17 protein-coding genes are annotated in these 18586 nt (G+C 71.4%); 6 read left to right on the forward strand and 11 right to left on the reverse strand.

Going from position 1 to position 18586, the window contains the following annotated elements; genetic code table 11:
* Positions 1-4: 4 nt before the first annotated feature.
* From IE267_RS24950 to pdhA, 6 genes are all read right to left on the reverse strand, one after another.
* On the reverse strand, positions 5-1303 hold the full coding sequence (locus IE267_RS24950; RefSeq protein ID WP_189764791.1) for an MFS transporter: 1299 nt from the start codon (positions 1301-1303) through the stop codon (positions 5-7).
* Positions 1300-1962, reverse strand: coding sequence for a GntR family transcriptional regulator (locus IE267_RS24955; RefSeq protein ID WP_167158542.1), 663 nt, complete (start codon positions 1960-1962; stop codon positions 1300-1302). The genes IE267_RS24950 and IE267_RS24955 overlap by 4 nt, the downstream gene beginning before the upstream one ends.
* A 157-nt stretch (positions 1963-2119) precedes the next feature.
* Complete coding sequence (locus tag IE267_RS24960) at positions 2120-2590, reverse strand: hypothetical protein (RefSeq protein ID WP_167158539.1); 471 nt, start codon at positions 2588-2590, stop codon at positions 2120-2122.
* Positions 2591-2761: 171 nt separating this feature from the next.
* On the reverse strand, positions 2762-4180 hold the full coding sequence (locus IE267_RS24965) for a dihydrolipoamide acetyltransferase family protein (protein WP_189764792.1): 1419 nt from the start codon (positions 4178-4180) through the stop codon (positions 2762-2764).
* 10 nt (positions 4181-4190) lie between these two features.
* Positions 4191-5171, reverse strand: a complete 981-nt coding sequence (locus IE267_RS24970; protein WP_189764793.1) for an alpha-ketoacid dehydrogenase subunit beta — start codon at positions 5169-5171, stop codon at positions 4191-4193.
* Between the two features lie 2 nt (positions 5172-5173).
* Positions 5174-6328, reverse strand: a complete 1155-nt coding sequence (gene pdhA / locus IE267_RS24975) for a pyruvate dehydrogenase (acetyl-transferring) E1 component subunit alpha (RefSeq protein ID WP_167158533.1) — start codon at positions 6326-6328, stop codon at positions 5174-5176.
* 385 nt (positions 6329-6713) lie between these two features.
* Here pdhA and IE267_RS24980 point away from each other — a divergent pair, with 385 nt between their 5' ends.
* The 3 genes from IE267_RS24980 to IE267_RS24990 all read left to right on the forward strand — a co-directional run bounded on the left by IE267_RS24980 (position 6714) and on the right by IE267_RS24990 (position 8929).
* Positions 6714-7376, forward strand: coding sequence for a response regulator (locus IE267_RS24980; RefSeq protein ID WP_100575501.1), 663 nt, complete (start codon positions 6714-6716; stop codon positions 7374-7376).
* A 107-nt stretch (positions 7377-7483) separates the two neighbouring features.
* Positions 7484-7900 carry a pyridoxamine 5'-phosphate oxidase family protein gene (locus tag IE267_RS24985; RefSeq protein ID WP_167158531.1) on the forward strand — a complete coding sequence of 139 codons (417 nt, stop codon included), beginning with the start codon at positions 7484-7486 and terminating at the stop codon, positions 7898-7900.
* 15 nt (positions 7901-7915) lie between these two features.
* Complete coding sequence (locus IE267_RS24990; protein ID WP_167158529.1) at positions 7916-8929, forward strand: phosphotransferase; 1014 nt, start codon at positions 7916-7918, stop codon at positions 8927-8929.
* 14 nt (positions 8930-8943) lie between these two features.
* On the opposite strand, the gene IE267_RS24995 is transcribed toward IE267_RS24990, so the two are convergent.
* A complete protein-coding gene (locus tag IE267_RS24995; RefSeq protein WP_189764794.1) occupies positions 8944-10656 on the reverse strand; it encodes a protein kinase domain-containing protein in 1713 nt (570 codons plus the stop codon).
* A 323-nt stretch (positions 10657-10979) separates the two neighbouring features.
* On the opposite strand from IE267_RS24995, the gene IE267_RS25000 reads away from it, so the two are divergent.
* From IE267_RS25000 to IE267_RS25010, 3 genes are all read left to right on the forward strand, one after another.
* The gene (locus tag IE267_RS25000; protein WP_161256857.1) at positions 10980-12581 is read left to right on the forward strand and encodes a protein kinase domain-containing protein; all 1602 of its coding nucleotides are present in this window, start codon (positions 10980-10982) and stop codon (positions 12579-12581) included.
* A gap of 185 nt (positions 12582-12766) precedes the next feature.
* Positions 12767-13366: a hypothetical protein gene (locus IE267_RS25005; protein ID WP_189764795.1), complete on the forward strand. Its 600-nt coding sequence runs from the start codon at positions 12767-12769 to the stop codon at positions 13364-13366.
* 137 nt (positions 13367-13503) lie between these two features.
* Entirely contained in the window at positions 13504-14043 is a 540-nt protein-coding gene (locus tag IE267_RS25010) for a bacterial proteasome activator family protein (protein WP_161256862.1), read from the forward strand.
* Between the two features lie 75 nt (positions 14044-14118).
* Here IE267_RS25010 and IE267_RS25015 read toward each other — a convergent pair whose 3' ends face one another.
* The 4 genes from IE267_RS25015 to IE267_RS25030 form a co-directional block, all read right to left on the reverse strand.
* Positions 14119-15096 (reverse strand): NAD(P)H-quinone oxidoreductase, encoded by a 978-nt coding sequence (locus IE267_RS25015; protein ID WP_167158519.1) that lies wholly within the window; start codon positions 15094-15096, stop codon positions 14119-14121.
* Positions 15097-15106: 10 nt separating this feature from the next.
* A complete protein-coding gene (locus IE267_RS25020; protein WP_229861404.1) occupies positions 15107-16186 on the reverse strand; it encodes a potassium channel family protein in 1080 nt (359 codons plus the stop codon).
* A 117-nt stretch (positions 16187-16303) separates the two neighbouring features.
* Positions 16304-17668 (reverse strand): molybdopterin molybdotransferase MoeA, encoded by a 1365-nt coding sequence (locus tag IE267_RS25025; protein WP_189764796.1) that lies wholly within the window; start codon positions 17666-17668, stop codon positions 16304-16306.
* On the reverse strand, positions 17665-18543 hold the full coding sequence (locus IE267_RS25030; protein ID WP_189764797.1) for an NTP transferase domain-containing protein: 879 nt from the start codon (positions 18541-18543) through the stop codon (positions 17665-17667). The genes IE267_RS25025 and IE267_RS25030 overlap by 4 nt, the downstream gene beginning before the upstream one ends.
* Positions 18544-18586: the final 43 nt, after the last annotated feature.

Here is an 18586-nt window from a genome sequence, read left to right on the forward strand (position 1 = left end):
CGCGCTACACCGGTACGTGCACCGCTTCCACCCTGCTGGCCACCAGGTGGTCCCGCTCGCGGCGCTGCGCCCGCGCCCGCAGCCGCAGGATCTGGGCGAGGCCGAGGGCCTCCAGGAAGAACACCGACGAGAACGCGATCCGGTAGTTGTCCCCGGTCGCGTCGAGCAGCACGCCCACCGCGAACAGCGTCGTCATCGAGGCGATGAAACCGCCCATGTTGGTGATGCCGGACGCGGTGCCCTGGCGCTCCGGCGGGTTGGCCGGGCGGGAGAAGTCGAAGCCGATCATCGAGGCGGGGCCGCACGCCCCGAGGACCACGCAGAGTGTGACGAGCAGCCACATCGGCGCGTGCGCACCGGGATAGGCGATGGTGGCGGCCCACATGAGCGCGGTGGCTCCTACGGTGCCGAGCGCCAACGGGAGCCGGGCCGCATGGTGGCGGGCGATGAGCTGGCCGTACACCAGGCCCACGACCATGTTGGAGAGCACCACCAGGGTCAGCAGTTCACCGGCCGTGCCCCGGTCGAGTCCCTGCGCCTCGACGAGGAACGGCATCCCCCACAGCAGCAGGAACACCATCGCGGGGAACTGGGTCGTGAAGTGCACCCACATCCCGAGCCGGGTGCCGGGCTCGCGCCACGACTCGGCGATCTGACGGCGGACGAACGCGGCCCCCGCGTGGTGCGCGGGCGGCGGCTCGTGCCCCTCGGGGTGATCGCGCAGGAAGAGCAGCACCAGGACCAGGACCAGCACGCCGGCCAGCGAGCTGCCCGCGAAGGTCTGGGTCCAGCCGATGCCGTGCAGGGAGCGGGCGATGACGATGGTCGACACCAGGTTGCCGGCCATCCCGAACAGCGCGGCGACCTGCCCGATCATCGGGCCGTGCTTGGCGGGGAACCAGCGCGAGCCGAGCCGCAGCACGCTGATGAACGTCATCGCGTCACCGCAGCCGAGCAGCGCCCGGGAACCGAGCGCGGTGGCGTACGAGGGCGACAGGGCGAAGCCGAGCTGTCCGACGGTGAACAGGACGGTCCCGAGGACCAGGACCTTCTTGGTGCCGAGCCGGTCGACCATGAGGCCGACGGGTATCTGCATCCCCGCGTACACGAGCAGCTGGAGTATGGAGAAGGTGGACAGGGCCGAGGCGTTGACGTGGAAGCGCTCGGCGGCGTCCAGGCCGGCGACGCCGAGCGAGGTGCGGAAGATGACGGCGACGAAGTAGACGCCGACGCCTATGCCCCACACGAACGCGGCCCGGCGCCCGCCCAGCGGCCGTGGTGCGGGCAGTGCGGCAGAACTCATCGGTCGTCCCCCCTGACCAGGATCTTGACCCAGCTGAGGTGCTGGCGCACACAGTGCGCGGCGCGCTCGCCGTCGCCGGCCCTGATCGCCTCCAGCATCTCCTCGTGTTCGGCGATGTTCTTCGCGATGCGGTCCGGCTGGGCGTGCATGACGGCGACGCCCATGCGCAGCTGGCGGTCCCGCATCTGGTCGTAGAGCCGGGCCAGGATCTCGTTGCCGGCGCTGCGCACGATCTCGGCGTGGAAACAGCGGTCGCTGACGGCGACGGCGGCCAGGTCCCCGGCCGCGGCGTGCGCCTTCTGTTCGGTGAGGAGGTCCTCCAGGCGGGAGATCAGCCGGTCGGGCGCCGGTACGGCCCGGCGTACCGCGAACTCCTCGACGAGCAGCCGGGTTTCGACGACGTCGGCGGTCTCCTGCGCGGAGACCGCGAGCACGAGCGCGCCCTTCTTCGGATAGAGCTTGATCAGCCCTTCCACTTCGAGCTTGAGCAGCGCCTCGCGCACCGGCGTCCGCGACACCCCGACCGCCTCGGCGAGTTCGCCCTCGGTGAGCAGCGTGCCGCCCTCGTAATGACGGTCGAGCACAGCCTGCTTGACGTGCATGTATACGCGGTCGGCGGCGGGCGGCTGCTTGGTGGCGGGGGCCGGGGCGGAAGGCATGCGCACAGGATAGATACAACAGGGGTGCATCAGAAAGCGCCGTCCGGATCGCGGGACGAGCCCACCGCACGGGCCCACCGCACGGGCCCACCGCACGGACCGCCCATGGCGATGGCCGGGCTGCGCACGGCAGCCGGGGCCGGGGCCGGGAGCGGGTCTATCTGGCGGCAGCCTTCGCGCAGTTCTTGGGAAGTCCGGGGAAGTCCGCTACCTGGTAGGGGGCCTGCGGGCCGCCCTCGACCTTGGTCCGCAGCCGGGGTGCGGGCCCGTACGGCGTGAGGATCTCGGCGCTGATGCCGGCGGATGCGGGCAGCGCGGGGTGCTTGCGGTCGAGCCCGCCGAGGCCCGGGATCGGACGGCCCGGGCCGTCCTCGAAGGTGACCGCGGGGCCGGACGGGCCGAGGGTGAGCCGCGCGGTGACACCGGCACCGATGGAGACGTCGCGGGAGGCGGTGCAGGCCTTCGCGGAGGGCGCGGGGGACATGGCTGCCGGGTGCCTCGGCAAGGCCGGGGCCACGGACGGCGCGGGAGCCGCGGACGGGCGTGCGGCGGCCGGGTCGAGCAGGGCTCCGGCCAGGGCGACCCCGGCGAGAGCGGCGCCGAGCGGGGCACGGGCGTACATCCGCATGCGCTGCTCCCTCGGTTCGGCCTGCCCCCTGCCTTCACTGTCGGCCCGGCCCGGGACCCTGTCCACCGGGGCCGTGCGCCGGTTGCTCCTCCGCCCGGGCCGGGGTGGGACCCCGGGCATGCCTCGGCCCCCGGCGCGAGAACACGCGCCGGGGGCCGAGGCAGGGACTCGTCAGGCCCAGGTGATGAGCCGCTTCGGCTGTTCCAGGACCGCCGCCACATCGGCGAGGACCTTCGAGCCGAGCTCGCCGTCGACCAGGCGGTGGTCGAAGGAGAGCGCGAGCGTGGTGACCTGGCGCGGCTTGACCTTGCCCTTGTGGACCCAGGGCTGGAGCTTGATCGCGCCGACCGCGAGGATCGCGGACTCGCCCGGGTTCAGGATCGGAGTGCCGGTGTCCACGCCGAACACGCCGACGTTGGTGATGGTCACCGTGCCGCCCGACATCGCCGCGGGCGACGTCTTGCCCTCGCGTGCCGTCGACACCAACTCGCCCAGGGACTGTGCCAGTTGGGGCAACGTCTTGTCGTGGGCGTCCTTGATGTTCGGCACGATCAGACCGCGCGGGGTCGCCGCCGCGATGCCCAGGTTCACATAGTGCTTGAGCACGATCTCCTGGTTCGCCTCGTCCCACGAGGCGTTGACGTCCGGGTTGCGCTTGATCGCCACGAGCAGCGCCTTGGCGATCAGGAGCAGCGGGTTGACCCGCAGACCCGCCATGTCCTTGTCGGACTTGAGCTCCTCGACCAGCTTCATCGTCCGCGTCACATCGACCGTCACGAACTCCGTGACGTGCGGTGCCGTGAAGGCCGAACCGATCATGGCCTGCGCGGTCGCCTTGCGCACGCCCTTGACGGGGATGCGCGTCTCGCGGGCGTCACTCTGAACGGGAGCCGCCGGAGCGGCCGTTGTTTCACGTGAAACAGGGGCGTCCTCGGCGACCGGAGCCACCGCCGCGTGGACGTCCTCACGGGTGACGATGCCGTCGGGGCCGGTGGGCACCACGGTGGCGAGGTCGATGCCGAGGTCCTTGGCGAGCTTGCGGACCGGGGGCTTGGCGAGCGGCCGCGCCGGAGCGGGCACCTGCCCGTTCAGCTCGGTCTGCACGGCTCTCAGCGCCTGCGCCGGAGCCTGCTCGGGGACCTGCGCACCGCCCTTGCGGGGGCGCCGCTTGGTCGAGGCCTCGGAGACGCCGTAGCCGACGAGGACGGGCTGACGGCCCTTGGGCGCTTCGTCCTCGGCGGACTCGGCGGACCCGGCGGGCGCGGTGACGGCAGCCGGTGCGGTTGCTTCGGCGGCCTCGGCGGGCGGGGCGTCCCCGCTGCCGGGGGCCACGTCGATGGTGATGATGGACGTACCCACGTCCACCGTCACGCCCTCGTCGAAGTTCAGCTTCTGCACCACGCCGTCGTAGGGGATGGGCAGTTCGACGGCCGCCTTGGCGGTCTCGACCTCACACACCACCTGGCCGTCGGTGACGGTGTCGCCGGGCTGGACGTACCACTTGAGGATCTCCGCCTCGGTGAGCCCCTCGCCGACGTCCGGCATCTTGAACTCGCGGTAGCGGGCTGCGTTCTCAGTCATTGTCGTCACGACCATTCCCTCAGTACGCCAGCGAGCGGTCGACGGCGTCGAGCACCCGGTCAAGGCCCGGCAGGTACTCCTCCTCCAGGCGGGCCGGCGGGTAGGGGGCGTGATAGCCGCCGACCCTGAGCACCGGGGCCTCCAGGTGGTAGAAGCAGCGCTCGGTGATCCGGGCGGCGATCTCCGCGCCGGCACCGTAGAAGACCGGCGCCTCGTGCACGACGACCAGCCTGCGGGTGCGCTCGACCGAGGCCTGGACGGCGTCGAAGTCGATGGGCGACATCGAGCGCAGGTCCACGACCTCGATCGACTTGCCCTCCTCCTGCGCCGCGGCCGCGGCTTCCAGACACACCTTCACCATCGGCCCGTACGCCACGAGCGTCAGGTCCGAACCCTCGCGCACCGTACGGGCCTTGTGCAGCGGGCCCGGGATGGATTCGGTGTCGACCTCGCCCTTGTCCCAGTAGCGGCGCTTGGGTTCGAAGAAAATGACGGGGTCGTCGGACTGGATGGCCTGCTGCATCATCCAGTACGCGTCGGACGCGTTGGACGGGCTGACCACCTTCAGGCCGGCCACGTGCGCGAACAGCGCCTCGGGCGACTCGCTGTGGTGCTCGACCGCGCCGATGCCGCCGCCGTACGGGATGCGCACGACGACCGGGAGCTTGATCTTGCCGAGCGCGCGGGCGTGCATCTTCGCGAGCTGGGTGACGATCTGGTCGTAGGCGGGGAAGACGAATCCGTCGAACTGGATCTCCACGACGGGCCGGTAGCCGCGCAGGGCCAGGCCGATCGCGGTGCCGACGATGCCGGACTCGGCGAGCGGGGTGTCGATGACCCGGTCCTCGCCGAAGTCCTTGAACAGGCCGTCGGTGACCCGGAAGACACCGCCGAGCTTGCCGACGTCCTCGCCCATGATCAGGACCTTGGGGTCGGTCTCCATCGCCTTGCGCAGCGACTCGTTGATCGCCTTGGCGATCGGCAACTTCTGTACGGCCATGGCTAGTTGCCCTCCCCGTCCGAGAACGACGCCTGGTAGGCGGCGAACTGGGCGCGCTCCTCGTCGACCAGCGCGTGGCCGTCGGCGTAGATGTTCTCGAAGATCGCCATCGGCTCGGGGTCGGGCATGGCACGCACGGCCTCGCGCACCCGCTTGCCCAGCGTCTCCGACTCGGTCTCCAGCTCCTCGAAGAACGCGGCGTCCGCGTGCCCGGCCTTCTCCAGGTAGCTGCGCAGGCGCAGGATCGGGTCCTTGGCCTCCCAGGCCTCGCGCTCCTCGTCGGCCCGGTACTTCGTCGGGTCGTCGGAGGTGGTGTGCGCACCCATCCGGTAGGTGAACGCCTCGACCAGGGTGGGTCCTTCACCCCGGCGCGCCCGCTCCAGGGCGGACCGCGTCACGGCCAGACAGGCCAGCACGTCATTGCCGTCGACCCGGACGCCGGGGAAGCCGAAGCCCTGGGCGCGCTGGTAGAGCGGCACCCGCATCTGCTTCTCGGTGGGCTCGGAGATGGCCCACTGGTTGTTCTGACAGAAGAACACGACGGGGGCGTTGTAGACGGCGGAGAAGGTGAAGGCCTCCGCCACGTCGCCCTGGCTGGAGGCGCCGTCGCCGAAGTAGGCGACGACCGCGCTGTCCGCGCCGTCCTTGGCGATGCCCATCGCGTACCCGGTCGCGTGCAGCGTCTGGGAGCCGATGACGATCGTGTACAGATGGAAATTGTTGGTGTTGGGGTCCCAGCCACCGTGGTTGACGCCACGGAACATTCCGAGCAGGTTCGTCGGGTCGACGCCACGGCACCAGGCGACGCCGTGCTCGCGGTAGGTCGGGAAGACGTAGTCGTCGTCCCGCAGCGCACGCCCGGAGCCGATCTGTGCGGCCTCCTGACCGAGCAGCGAGGCCCACAGGCCCAGTTCGCCCTGCCGCTGCAGGGCGGTGGCCTCGGCGTCGAAGCGCCGGGTCAGGACCATGTCGCGGTAGAGGCCGCGCAGTTCCTCCGGGCTCAGGTCGACGTCGTAGTCAGGGTGCTCGACCCGCTCGCCCTCGGGCGTCAGCAGCTGTACGAGCTCGGGCTCGGCGGCCGTCTTCCTTGCGCCGGCCCCGGCAGTGCGCTTGCTGCTGCGTCGCGGTTTGCGCGCGGCAGTGCTCTCCACGGTCACGTGCGTGCTCCTCCGTCTGTCCGGCTCCCGGGTTCGCCGGTGAGCCTGGGGGTCCCCCCGGCTCGACCAGAGCTTGGGGGAGGCTCGCCTGTCCGTCTCAAGTGCACGGGGTGTGCGCGCTCGGCCGGGGATCAGGCGTGACAGGTGCCCCGGCGAGCGCCCTGACAAAAGCACGTTACCCAGTGCTGCGCATTACTGCGAAACCCCACTTGACCTGCGATTTTGCTTGGATTTCCAAGTAAATCGAGAAAGTGGGGAACAGCCGCTGGTCACAGCCTTGCAGGCCGCCGGAACAACGGCACGTTATCCCGGCCGCGCGGGTTCGGGAAGGGGTCTCTTATGGCACCTTCCGGCGTCCTTCGGATGAATGTGTGAGACTGATTCCGTGCGCGAAACAGGCAAAATCACCGTATTCCTGCTGGACGACCACGAGGTGGTCCGTCGCGGCGTCCACGAAATGCTGTCCGTTGAGGACGACATCGAAGTGGTGGGCGAGGCCGGCACCGCGGCGGACGCCCTGGTCAGGATCCCCGCCACCCGCCCCGACGTCGCCGTGCTCGACGTACGCCTCCCGGACGGGAGCGGCGTCGAGGTCTGCCGCGAGATCCGTTCGCAGAACGAGGACATCAAGTGCCTGATGCTCACCTCGTTCGCGGACGACGAGGCCCTCTTCGACGCGATCATGGCCGGTGCCTCCGGATACGTCCTCAAGGCCATCCGCGGCAGCGAACTCCTGACCGCGGTCCGTGACGTGGCGGCCGGCAAGTCGCTGCTCGACCCGGTGGCCACCGCCCGGGTCCTGGAGCGGCTGCGCGACGGCGGCAAGAGCAAGGGCGACGACCGCCTGGCCAACCTCACCGAGCAGGAGCGCAAGATCCTCGACCTCATCGGCGAGGGCCTGACCAACCGCGTCATCGGCGAGCGCCTGCACCTCGCGGAGAAGACGATCAAGAACTACGTCTCCTCGCTGCTCTCCAAGCTCGGCATGGAGCGCCGCTCCCAGGCCGCCGCGTACGTGGCCCGCATCCAGGCCGAGAAGAACCACTGACCGCACTCCGAACGGGCCCGAGCCCCGCGTATTAGGGACCTACGGCCCGCACGCGTGGGGCGCCGGGCTCTTTCGGACGATGGATGCCGGGCGCGAAGGTGGGGGGCATGTCCTCCGAGGAAGCCCGTGCCATCGAGCTGCTCGGCCGTGTTCCGTACGGCCGCGTGGCGACCAGCATGCGAGCCCTGCCGTTCGTGGCCCCGGCCCGGCACATCGTGGTCGACGGCTGCGTGCTGCTGCGCCTGCACGCGGGGCTCGGCTACCACCACGCCTGCCTGGGCAGCGTGGTCGCGTACGGCGCCGACAACCTCAGCACGGGCGAGCAGCACGTGTGGTCGGTGCAGTTCACCGGGACCGCGGAGCCCTTCGAGCCGACCGCCGCGCAGTTGAAGCTGTTCGGCACCGATCCGCGCGAGGTGGACGGGGAGCCCTTCGACGCCGTGTACATGCGGATCGAACCCCAGTTCGTGACCGTCCATTCGCTGGACTACTCCACAGAGCGCCGACTCAAACACGTTGCGTGATCTAACATCTGACGAGTGCCGCGCTCATCTGCAACTCCACCCGTGGGCGAGCTCCTGCGCCGCTACGAGACCCCCGGTGAGCCCCTCTCCTGCGAACGAGTCGCCCAGGGCCTGCTGAACCGCGGCTACCGGCTCGCCACCACCCGCGGCGACTACTTCCTCAAGCACCATCTGGACGGCGACCACGAGGCCATCGCCCGCCAGCACCGCGCCACCGAACGCCTCCAGGCCCTGGGCGTGCCCGTGGCGCCGCCCGTCCCGGACGCCGACGGCGACACCGTCGCCGTGATCGGCGGCCACTGCTACGCCCTGCACCCCTGGGTGCACGGCCGCCACCGCGACGGGGCCCAGCTCTGCGCCGTGGAGTCCCGCAGGCTCGGCGCGCTGCTCGGGCTCGTGCACACCTGCCTGGCCCAGGTCATGGAGCCGGACGTGCCGAAGGCGGAGCACCTCAGCGCCGACCCGGCCGACACCCTCGATCTCATCGACGACCTGGTGGCACGGGCCCGCAGGCACCGGCCCCGGGACGCGTTCGACGAGCTCGCCGAGCACCGGCTCCTGGAGCGCCGCTTACTGCTCGGCGTGCACGCCCACCGGCGCCCGGCGGCGCCCGCGACCGGTGCCTGGGTGCACGGCGACTTCCATCCGCTGAACCTGCTGTACCGCGGCGAGGGCCGCTCGGCCGAGCCCGCCGCGATCGTCGACTGGGATCGGCTCGGCGTCCAGCCGCGCGCCGAGGAGGCGGTCCGCGCCGCCGTGATCTTCTTCGTCCGCCCCTCGGGCGAGCTGGAACTGGCGAAGGTACGCGCCTACGCCCGCGCCTACCGCCGGGCCGCCGGCGCAGACGCCGAGGAACTGGCGGCCGCCGTGCACCGGGTGTGGTGGGAGCGGCTCAACGACTTCTGGATCCTGCGCTGGCGCTACCAGCTGCACGACCGAAGGGCCGACCCGCTGTTTCCAGCGGCGTCGGCCCTTGCGGTCTGGTGGACCCGCGAGTACGAGGCGGTGTGCGAGGCCTTCGCGGGGTGAGGCGGGTCTGTCGGTCAGGGGCTCGGCTTGGTGCCCCCGGGCCCGGCCGAGGTCCCGGTGTTCCCGGCGCTCGTGCCGGTGTTCCCGGCCGACGTCCCCGTGTTGCCGCTGGAGGTGCCGGTGTTCCCGGAGTTCGTTCCCTCGGTGGTCCCGGTGTTCCCGGCCGACGTCCCCGTGTTGCCGCTGGAGGTGCCGCTGTTCCCGGAGGTCGTCCCCTCGTTCCCCGAGGTCGTGCCCTCGGTGTCCGTGCCCTGGTCCGTACCGGAGGACGTCGTGCCCTGGCTGGTACCCGGCGAGTGCGAGGACTGCGACTTGCTCGGCGTCGGCGAGGCGGAGCGCGAACGGTGCCGCGAGGGCGACTCGCCGTTGCCGTTCGAGCTGCTGCCGTAGGTCTGGCCCTGGCTGGTGCCCGGGGTGTCCTGCGTGGACGGCGTGTCCGACGGGGACACCGACGGCGAGGTCTTCGGGGAGTTCGAGGTCGTGTCCCCGCTGCCCCCGGAGCTTCCGCCCGAGCTCTTCGTGGCGTTCAGCGCGAAGGCCACGCCCACCGCGATCGCGACGATCGCCAGCACCACGAACAGCACCATCTTGCCGCCCCGGCCGCCGCCGCCCTGCTTGCCGCTGCCGTGGTCGTAGCCGTCGTAGCCGCCGTCGTTCGGGTTCATCGGCGGCAGGATCGGGCCGCCGAACTGCGAGGTCTCCCCGTGCATCGGGTGGCCCATGGCCGCCGTCGCGCCGGGGCTGCCCATCGCGGGAGTGTGCGCGCCCTCGTGCATCAGCTCGACCGGACCGGTGTTCCAGGTGCCGGTGTGGCCGCCCTGGGCCTGGAGCATCTGCAGCCCGTACTGGACCAGGCCGCGCATCTCCTCGGCGGACTGGAAACGGTCGTCCGGGTCCTTGGCGAGCGAGCGCATGACGAGGCCGTCGAGTTCCGGCGGCGCCACGTGCGCCACCTGTGACGGCGGCACCGGCATGTCCTGCACGTGCTGGTAGACCACGCTCAGCGGCGTCTCACCGATGAACGGGGGCCGCAGCGCGAGGAGTTCGTACAGCAGACAGCCCGTGGCGTACAGGTCCGAGCGATGGTCGACGGCCTTGCCGAGCGCCTGCTCCGGCGAGAGGTACTGCGGGGTGCCCATGACCATGCCGGTCTGAGTCATCGTCGACTGGGCGCCGTGCAGCGCCCGCGCGATGCCGAAGTCCATCACCTTGACCGCGCCCGTGTCCGTGATGATCACGTTGGCGGGCTTGATGTCACGGTGCACGATCCCGTGCTGGTGCGAGTAGGCGAGCGCCTCCAGGACACCGGAGACGATGATCAGCGCCTGCTCCGGCGGCGGGGCGTCCGCATCCACCAGGAGGTCGCGGATGGTGCGGCCCTCGACCAGCTCCATCACGATGTACGGGACGGTCTGGCCGCCCACGAAGTCCTCACCGGAGTCGTACACGGCCACCACCGCGTGGTGGTTGAGCCCGGCCACCGACTGTGCCTCACGCGTGAAGCGCGCCTTGGACACCGGGTCCTCGGCCAGATCGGCGCGCAGCAGCTTCACGGCGACGGTACGGCCCAGACGCACGTCCTCGGCGGCGAACACCTCCGCCATGCCACCGCGCCCGAGGCGGTGCGTGAGGCGGTAGCGGCCGTCGCCGACGAGTCCGCCGACCCACGACTCGTGGTCCTGCGCATCGGCCATCCCGGCGCCGTTTCCGTCGGGTTCGGGTGCCATCAGTCCTCGCCGTCGTATCTGGCCGCGTCAGCGGTCTTCTTTACGGTCTTCCGTCGTGCTCATCACCTGGTTGTGCAGTAGTGCACGCTACAGCGTTCGCGCGGGGCGCCGGTCCGGGATGGACCGGCCATCCAATCGGTTCCGTGTGTACCCATGCAAATCCCGTACGTTTTCCATGCTGGTCCTGTAACGCTTGCGAGACTCTTCCAGCGCGTACGGTCACGGAACGGGCACGCGGCTTGACGTGTCCGACCCCTCGGGCAGACTTGGCCTGAAAAATCGAGGATCAGCACTGGCCGCCGGGCCAAGGGGGAAGCACAGTCATGAGCCAGGACGGCGCACACGGCCGCTATGCGGGCGGTTCCATCGCGGGCGGGCGCTACCAGCTGCGCGACCTCCTCGGCGAGGGCGGCATGGCATCGGTGTACCTCGCGTACGACGCCGCCCTCGACCGCCAGGTCGCCATCAAGACCCTGCACACCGAACTCGGCCGGGAACAGTCGTTCCGCGAGCGGTTCCGCCGCGAGGCCCAGGCCGTCGCCAAGCTGCAGCACACCAACATCGTCTCCGTCTTCGACACCGGCGAGGACGAGCTCGGTGGGGCCCTGATGCCGTACATCGTCATGGAGTACGTGGAGGGCGAGCCGCTCGGTTCGACGCTGCACCGCGACATCCAGCAGTACGGCGCGATGCCCGCCGACAAGGCCCTCAAGGTGACCGCCGACGTGCTGGCCGCCCTGGAGGCCAGCCACGAGATGGGCCTGGTCCACCGGGACATCAAGCCGGGCAACGTGATGATGACCAAGCGCGGCGTCGTCAAGGTGATGGACTTCGGCATCGCCCGCGCGATGCAGTCCGGCGTCACGTCCATGACGCAGACCGGCATGGTCGTCGGCACCCCCCAGTACCTGTCGCCCGAGCAGGCGCTCGGCCGCGGCGTGGACGCCCGCTCCGACCTGTACTCGGTCGGCATCATGCTCTTCCAGCTCCTGACCGGCCGCATCCCCTTCGACGCCGACTCGCCGCTGGCGATCGCGTACGCACACGTCCAGGAGGAGCCGGTCGCGCCGTCCTCCGTCAACCGGTCGATCACCCCGGCGGTGGACGCACTGGTCGCCCGCGCCCTCAAGAAGAACCCGAACGAGCGCTTCCCCAGCGCCCAGGCCATGTACGACGAGATCCACCGGATCGCGTCCGCGGGCCAGACGGGCGCGGCCCCGGTGATCACCGGCGGCGCCCCGCCGGTCAGCGGCACGGGTGTCGGCGCGACGGTCTTCCCGCCGCTCGATTCGCAGGCCGCGCCCGGCCTCCAGGGCAGTGTGCAGACGCCGTACCAGCCGGGCCCCTACGGTCCGCCCACCCCGGCGCCGGCCCCGCAGCCCTCGTACGGCTATCCGCAGCAGCACCCCCAGATGGCCGCCCAGACGCCGCCGCCGTACTCGATGTCCCCGACGCAGGCGCCCGCGGCCGGCTCGGGCGGTGCGAAGCGGAACACCCCGGTGATCGTGGGCGCGATCGCGGTGGCCCTGCTCGCGATCGGCGGCCTGATCACGGCGCTGACGCTCAACAACAAGGGCGACAGCGGCGGCACCGGCGGCGACGCCAAGGCCAGCGGTTCCGCGGTGGCCGGCCACAAAGGCCCCGAGCGCGACCGCAAGATGGACCCCGACAAGTGCACCTCGCCGCAGACCTCCACGGTGGACCCGGGCAAGGTGCAGGCACCCGACTTCACGTACAAGGACATCCTGTCGGCGAAGTCCTGCATCCAGGCCGCGGGCTGGAAGGTCAACACCGAGACGATCGACAACGGCCAGTGGGGCCAGGACGTGGTCGTCACCCAGTTCCCGGCGGCCGGTGTGGACGTGGACAAGAAGGAAGCGCAGTTCACGCTGCAGATCTCGTCGGGCAATCCGCCCTCCCAGTAGGCGCGCCCAGCTCGTTCCGTGAAGGCCCGGCACCCTGGTGCCGGGCCTTCACGCGTGGTCCGGGGGTGACGGCCCGGCCCGTTCGGCGCAGGCCGGGCGGCTCCCGGGATGCCGGACAACTCCCCCCGTGTGACGCTGATTCGGTCACCCAGGCGTTTCACGTCCGTACGGGAGGGGGCCCTCGAATGGCTCCAGGGATCCGGTCGCTGACCGCGGCCGTTTCACTGACGGGAGCGCTGCTCCTGACGCCCCTGCCGTACGCGGTCGCCGTCGGCAGCCCGTCACCCGGCCCACCCTCGAACGCGGCTCCCTCCGGCGCGGCACACCCGTCGGCGCGGACGGACCCCTCGCTTCGGACCGACCCCGCCGCACCGCGGACGGACCCCACGCCGCAGGCCGTCTCCGAGGAACAGCACCTCGCGGGCAGTCAGGCGGGCGAGGGCCGCAGACGGCCGGGCCGCGTGGAGCCGCAGCAGGGCCTGGACCCGTACGCCTTCGACGCGGTGACCGGTGACTCCGTAGTTCCCGACGAGGTGGCTCCGGCTCAGGACCCGGGTAACCAACCGCCGCCCGCGCAGGTTCAGCCACCCGAGCCTGCGACGCCGACGCCGACGCCCGCCTCCACCGCGGACGGGGTTCTGCCCTCGCCCCGCCACCGTCATCACCAGCCGCAGGCGCTGCCCCGCAGCTCCGACCTGCGCGCCCACGTCCTCTCGCTGGGCGCGGGGCTGACCCTGACCGGCCTGGGGCTCGGATTTCTGGCGCTGCGGCTCCGGAGGCCGTGAACAGGGCGCAGACGCGTGGTTGTCGTTTCACGTGAAACATCGTCTGTTCGGCGGTAATCGTCGCCCGTCAGGCGGTGGATCACCCCTTCCCGGGGGCACAACGTGATGTGAGGCACGTGTGCGAGAGAATGGGCGGCATGGAGATGCCGAGGAACGATAAGTCGCCGGACAGCCCCCACATCCTGGTCGTAGGCCAGGACGGTATGGCCATCGGCGGTGGAGACGACGAGTCCCGCGAGGTCCCGGTGACGGAAATGGTCGAACAGCCCGCGAAGGTCATGCGTATCGGCAGCATGATCAAGCAGCTTCTTGAGGAAGTCCGCGCGGCTCCTCTCGACGAGGCGAGCCGCGTTCGCCTGAAGGACATCCATGCCTCTTCGGTGAAGGAGCTCGAAGACGGTCTGGCGCCGGAACTGGTCGAGGAGCTGGAGCGGCTCTCACTGCCGTTCACCGAGGAGGCGATTCCCTCCGAGGCCGAACTCCGCATCGCGCAGGCCCAGTTGGTGGGCTGGCTCGAAGGTCTCTTCCACGGCATCCAGACGGCCCTGTTCGCCCAGCAGATGGCGGCCCGTGCCCAGTTGGAGCAGATGCGCCGCGCGCTGCCGCCCGGCAGCGTGCACGAGGACGACGACGAGGACGGCCCGCACGCGGGCGCCCGCTCGGGCCCGTACCTGTAGGCAGGCACGCCGGACCGTACGACATAGGAGAGGGGGCGCCATCCCGGCGCCGCCTCTCCGCGTCCGTACGAGCCGTCAGGCCGTGAGCAGGACCTTGCCGACGTGGCTGGAGGCTTCGAGCACTCGGTGGCCCTCGGCCGCGTCCGCGAGCGGCAGTGTCCGGTCCACCACGGGGCGCACCCGGCCGTCCGAGATCAACGGCCACACGTGCTCGCGCACAGCCGCCACGATCGCTGCCTTCTCCGCCGCGGGGCGCCCGCGCAGTGAGGTCGCGGTGACCGCGGCCCGCTTGGTGAGCAGCGCGCCCAGGTTCAGCTCGCCCTTGGCGCCGCCCTGCAGGCCGATGATGGCGAGGCGCCCGTTGACCGCCAGGGCACGGACGTTCCGCTCCAGGTACTTCGCACCCATGATGTCGAGGATGACATCGGCCCCGATACCGTCCGTGGCCTTCAACACCTCGTCCACGAAGTCCTGTTCGCGGTAGTCGATGAGGATGTCCGCGCCGAGTTCGGCGCAGCGCGCCAGCTTGTCCGGGCCGCCCGCGGTGACCGCGACCTTGGCGCCGACCGCCTTGCCGAGCTGGATCGCCATGGTGCCGATCCCGCTGGCCCCGCCGTGCACCAGGAGCGTCTCGCCGGGCCGCAGGTGGGACACCATGAACACGTTGGACCAGACGGTGCAGACGACCTCGGGCAGCGCCGCTGCCGAGGCCAGGTCCACACCCGCGGGGACGGGCAGCAGCTGTCCGGCCGGGACGGCCACCTTCTGGGCGTAGCCGCCGCCGCTCAGGAGCGCGCACACCTCGTCGCCGACGCTCCACCCGGACACCCCGGGCCCGAGCGCGGCGATCCGCCCGGAGCACTCCAGGCCCGGATAGGGGGAGGCACCGGACGGCGGGTTGTAGAAGCCCTGCCGCTGGAGCACATCGGCACGGTTGACGGCGGCGGCGGCCACCTCGACGAGGACCTCGCCCTCGCCCGGTACGGGATCGGGCACCTCGGCCCAGACCAGCGCCTCGGGACCGCCCGGCTCAGGAATCGTGATCGCATACATGCGGCCGACGCTACTCCGGCCGACTCTCCACCGCCGTACCGCCGGCTCGTACGATCGTGATGAGCCGGTCGGTCAGCTGGAGCGGGCTCGCCTTGGCGTCGTCGTACGCCAGCAGCCGGTGGCCGCGCAGCACGCTCACCACCAGGTCCTCGGTCTCCCGCACGCCGCGCCCGACCTCGCTCTTCTTCACGGGCCGCTCCACCATGTCGAGCCCGCTGCCCTGCTGGATCAGGTCCTCCATCACGGCTCCGGCGCTCGGGCTGAGCACCGAGAGGCCGAGGAGCCGGCCGGCGGCGCTGGCGCTGGTGATGACGGCGTCCGCGCCGGACTGGCGCAACAGCGGAGCGTTCTCCTCCTCGCGCACAGCGGCGACGATCTTCGCGCCGCGGTTGAGCTGGCGGGCCGTCAGCGTGACCAGGACCGCGGTGTCGTCGCGCTGGGTGGCGATGATGACCCGGCCGGCCTTCTGCACTTCGGCGCGCAGCAGAACATCGCTGCGGGTGGCGTCGCCGATGACGCCGACGAACCCTTCGGCGTTGGCGGTCTCGATCACCTTGGCGCTCGGGTCCACGATGACGACCTGGTCCTTCTTCAGACCCCTCGCGCACAGGGTCTGGATGGCCGAGCGGCCCTTCGTCCCGAAGCCGACGACGACGGTGTGCTGTCGCAATTGAGCCTTCCAGCGGTTGAGCCGCCACTCTTCACGGGTCCGTTCGGTGAGGACTTCGAGAGTGGTTCCGACGAGGATGATCAGGAACAGCACACGCAGCGGTGTGATCAGCAGGATGTTGGTGAGCCGCGCGCTGTCGCTGTAAGGAACGATGTCGCCGTAGCCCGTCGTGGAGAGCGTGACGGTGGCGTAGTAGACGGCGTCGAGGAAATCGACCTTGCCATTGGCGTTGTCGTGATAGCCGTCGCGGTCGATCCAGACGATGAACGTCGTCAGCGCCAGCACGGCGAGCGCCATCAGAATCCGCTTGGCGACCTGGCGCAGCGGACGGTCGACGACCCGGCGGGGCAGTGCCACCCGCCGGGTGATCAGATGCTCGCCCGCCTGGCGCGCCATGACGTCATGGCCGGGCAGTTTCACGTGAAACACCCTTCAGCAATCGGCGAGTTGGGGCTTGGTGCGTGGTGTTTCACGTGAAACGACCCTCATGACAGCGGGAGTTGGGGAGGACGGCATACGCGGGGGCGACCCCGTGTTTCACGTGAAACACCCGCCGCCCGAGCCTGCCTGAGTCCACGGGAGGTCGAGGATCTCGACCTCCGCACCGGCTCGCGCTCCGCCGGGCGGCACGACCGCGAGCCCATCCGCGGTCGCGACCCCCCGCAGCATCGCCGGGCCGTTGTAGTGCAGCGGCACCACGTGCTCCGCGCGGTGCACCACCGGGACGAGCCTGGTGTCGTGCGGATGGCCCTGCACCTCGTTGCGCAGCGGCGCCGTGTACGTCATCGACGTTGCCCGCCGGGCGAGTTCACGCAGCAGCGGCTCGGCCAGGGTGAGCAGCCCGGAGATCGCGGCGAGCGGGTTGCCGGGCAGCCCCACCAGGTACTTCGCCACCTCGATCCGGGCGAGCAGCATGGGGTGTCCCGGCCGCACGGCGACCCCGTCGACGAGGAGCTCGGCTCCCGCCTTGTGCAGCACGGGGTGGACGTGGTCGACGGGCCCGGACGCGGTGCCGCCCGTGGTGATCACGAGGTCGGCCGAGGAGCCGGTGACGGCCGCGAGCAGCGCCCCCTCGTCGTCCTTGAGGCGCCGGGTCCCGATGACTTCGGCGCCGAGCGCCCGCAGCCAGAACCCGAGCATCGGGCCGAGCGCGTCGCGGATCAGTCCGTCGTGCGGAAGTCCCCGGGTGAGCAGCTCGTCGCCGAGGACCAGGATCTCGACCCGGGGCCTTGGCACCGTGCTCAGCTCGTCATATCCGGCGGCCGCGGCGAGGCCGAGCACGGCCGGGGTGACCAGGGCGGTGGCGGGCAGCAGGACGTCGCCCGAGCGGCACTCCTGGCCGCGCGGGCGGATGTCCTGGCCGTGCAGCACCGCACGGTCGGCCTGGAGCTGGGTGCGGGCCTCGTCGCTGCGCGCGTGTTCGCTGCGGATCACCGCGGTGGCACCGGAGGGGATGCGGGCCCCGGTGGCGATGCGTACCGCTTCGCCGTCGGCGAGCGTGCCGACGGCGGCGTGTCCGGCGAGGACACCGCCGTCCTGCACCCTCCAGGGGCCGGGCCCGGCGACGGCCCAGCCGTCCATGGCGGAGGTGTCGAAGGACGGCAGGTCGGTGAGCGCGGTGAGCGGTTCGGTGAGGATCTCGCCCAGGGCCGACTCCAGCGGCACCCGGTGGGAGCGGACCGGGGCCGCTCGGCCGGCCCGGGAGGCCACCGCACGGGCGTCGGTCCAGGCCATGGCCCGGTGGCGGGGGCCCTTGCGGGCGGCCGGCTGCTCGGGCTCGCGCGCGGGCGCGCCACCGCCGGTGGACGGGGTGTCGTGTTCCGGGGTTTCGGGCGGCGCTTCGCGCAGCAGGGCGAGGGCTTCGTCCGATCCGTCGTCCGCCCCCGCGCTCCGGGCGGTCATCCGGCGTCGTTCTTCGGGCCGTCGGCTGCCTCGGCCGCCCAGCGCAGGGCGAGCGCGGCCGCCTTGCGCGCCGCGTCCTCCACGTCCTTGCCCGAGCCGCCCGCCTGGGCGGCCGCGTAGCCGACCAGGAAGGTGGTGAGGGGGGCGGCGGGCCGGGCCACGCCGTGGGCGGTGTCCCTGGCCAGGTCGAGCAGGACGCGGGTGTCGACGTCCAGCTCGATGCCGAGTTCGTCCTTGACTGCGGTGATCCATTCGTCCAGCACGTCCCCATGGTCCCTGATCCGGGCCCGAGCGGCGGCGAGGTCCTCCCAGGTGTCGCAGTCGAACGAGGCGAGGGGGTCCGCCTCGACACGGGCGAGGACGAGTTCACGGGTGAGCAGCCGGAGCGGGAGCCCGGCCAGCGCGCCGTGCTCGGTGGCGAGCAGCGCGAGTTCGCGGCGCAGGGGTTCGGCGCGGTAGACGGCGACCAGGGGCTGGTCGCGGCCGTCGGCGTCGGTGCAGAGCACGCCGTCGCCGCCGGTGCGCCGCAGTTCGCCCAGGAGGGCGTCGACGGTCGGCGCGGCGAGGAACGGCAGATCGGCCGAGAGCACGAGCACGCTCTCGGCCGAGGCGTGCCGCAGCCCCGCGTCCAGGGCGGCCAGCGGTCCGCCGCCCGCCGGTTCCTCCCGGGTCCACTCCACGGGCCGTGCGGTGGGCCGTCGGCCGCCGACCACCACGGTGGTCGCGGCGCCGGCACACGCGGTGAGTACCCGGTCGAGCAGGGCCCGTCCGCCCACGCTGAGCCCCGGTTTGTCGGCGCCGCCCAGCCGTTTGGCGGCGCCTCCGGCGAGTACTACGGCGTCATACGCGGGTGCTGCGGCGTCATACGCGGTCATCTCCCGAGTATGGGCCGCCGGACGATCACGGCTGCCCCCGCGA

The sequence above is a fragment of the Streptomyces xanthochromogenes genome, assembly GCF_014650455.1.
Lineage (GTDB): Bacteria > Actinomycetota > Actinomycetes > Streptomycetales > Streptomycetaceae > Streptomyces > Streptomyces xanthochromogenes.

Bases quoted from the DNA above. Each gene is read 5' to 3' on its own strand.
- IE267_RS24950 (WP_189764791.1), bottom strand. From the start codon at position 1,303: ATGAGTTCTGCCGCACTGCCCGCACCACGGCCGCTGGGCGGGCGCCGG.
- IE267_RS24955 (WP_167158542.1), bottom strand. From the start codon at position 1,962: ATGCCTTCCGCCCCGGCCCCCGCCACCAAGCAGCCGCCCGCCGCCGAC.
- IE267_RS24960 (WP_167158539.1), bottom strand. From the start codon at position 2,590: ATGCGGATGTACGCCCGTGCCCCGCTCGGCGCCGCTCTCGCCGGGGTC.
- IE267_RS24970 (WP_189764793.1), bottom strand. From the start codon at position 5,171: ATGGCCGTACAGAAGTTGCCGATCGCCAAGGCGATCAACGAGTCGCTG.
- IE267_RS24985 (WP_167158531.1), top strand. From the start codon at position 7,484: ATGTCCTCCGAGGAAGCCCGTGCCATCGAGCTGCTCGGCCGTGTTCCG.
- IE267_RS24995 (WP_189764794.1), bottom strand. From the start codon at position 10,656: ATGGCACCCGAACCCGACGGAAACGGCGCCGGGATGGCCGATGCGCAG.
- IE267_RS25000 (WP_161256857.1), top strand. From the start codon at position 10,980: ATGAGCCAGGACGGCGCACACGGCCGCTATGCGGGCGGTTCCATCGCG.
- IE267_RS25005 (WP_189764795.1), top strand. From the start codon at position 12,767: ATGGCTCCAGGGATCCGGTCGCTGACCGCGGCCGTTTCACTGACGGGA.
- IE267_RS25010 (WP_161256862.1), top strand. From the start codon at position 13,504: ATGGAGATGCCGAGGAACGATAAGTCGCCGGACAGCCCCCACATCCTG.
- IE267_RS25015 (WP_167158519.1), bottom strand. From the start codon at position 15,096: ATGTATGCGATCACGATTCCTGAGCCGGGCGGTCCCGAGGCGCTGGTC.
- IE267_RS25025 (WP_189764796.1), bottom strand. From the start codon at position 17,668: ATGACCGCCCGGAGCGCGGGGGCGGACGACGGATCGGACGAAGCCCTC.
- IE267_RS25030 (WP_189764797.1), bottom strand. From the start codon at position 18,543: ATGACCGCGTATGACGCCGCAGCACCCGCGTATGACGCCGTAGTACTC.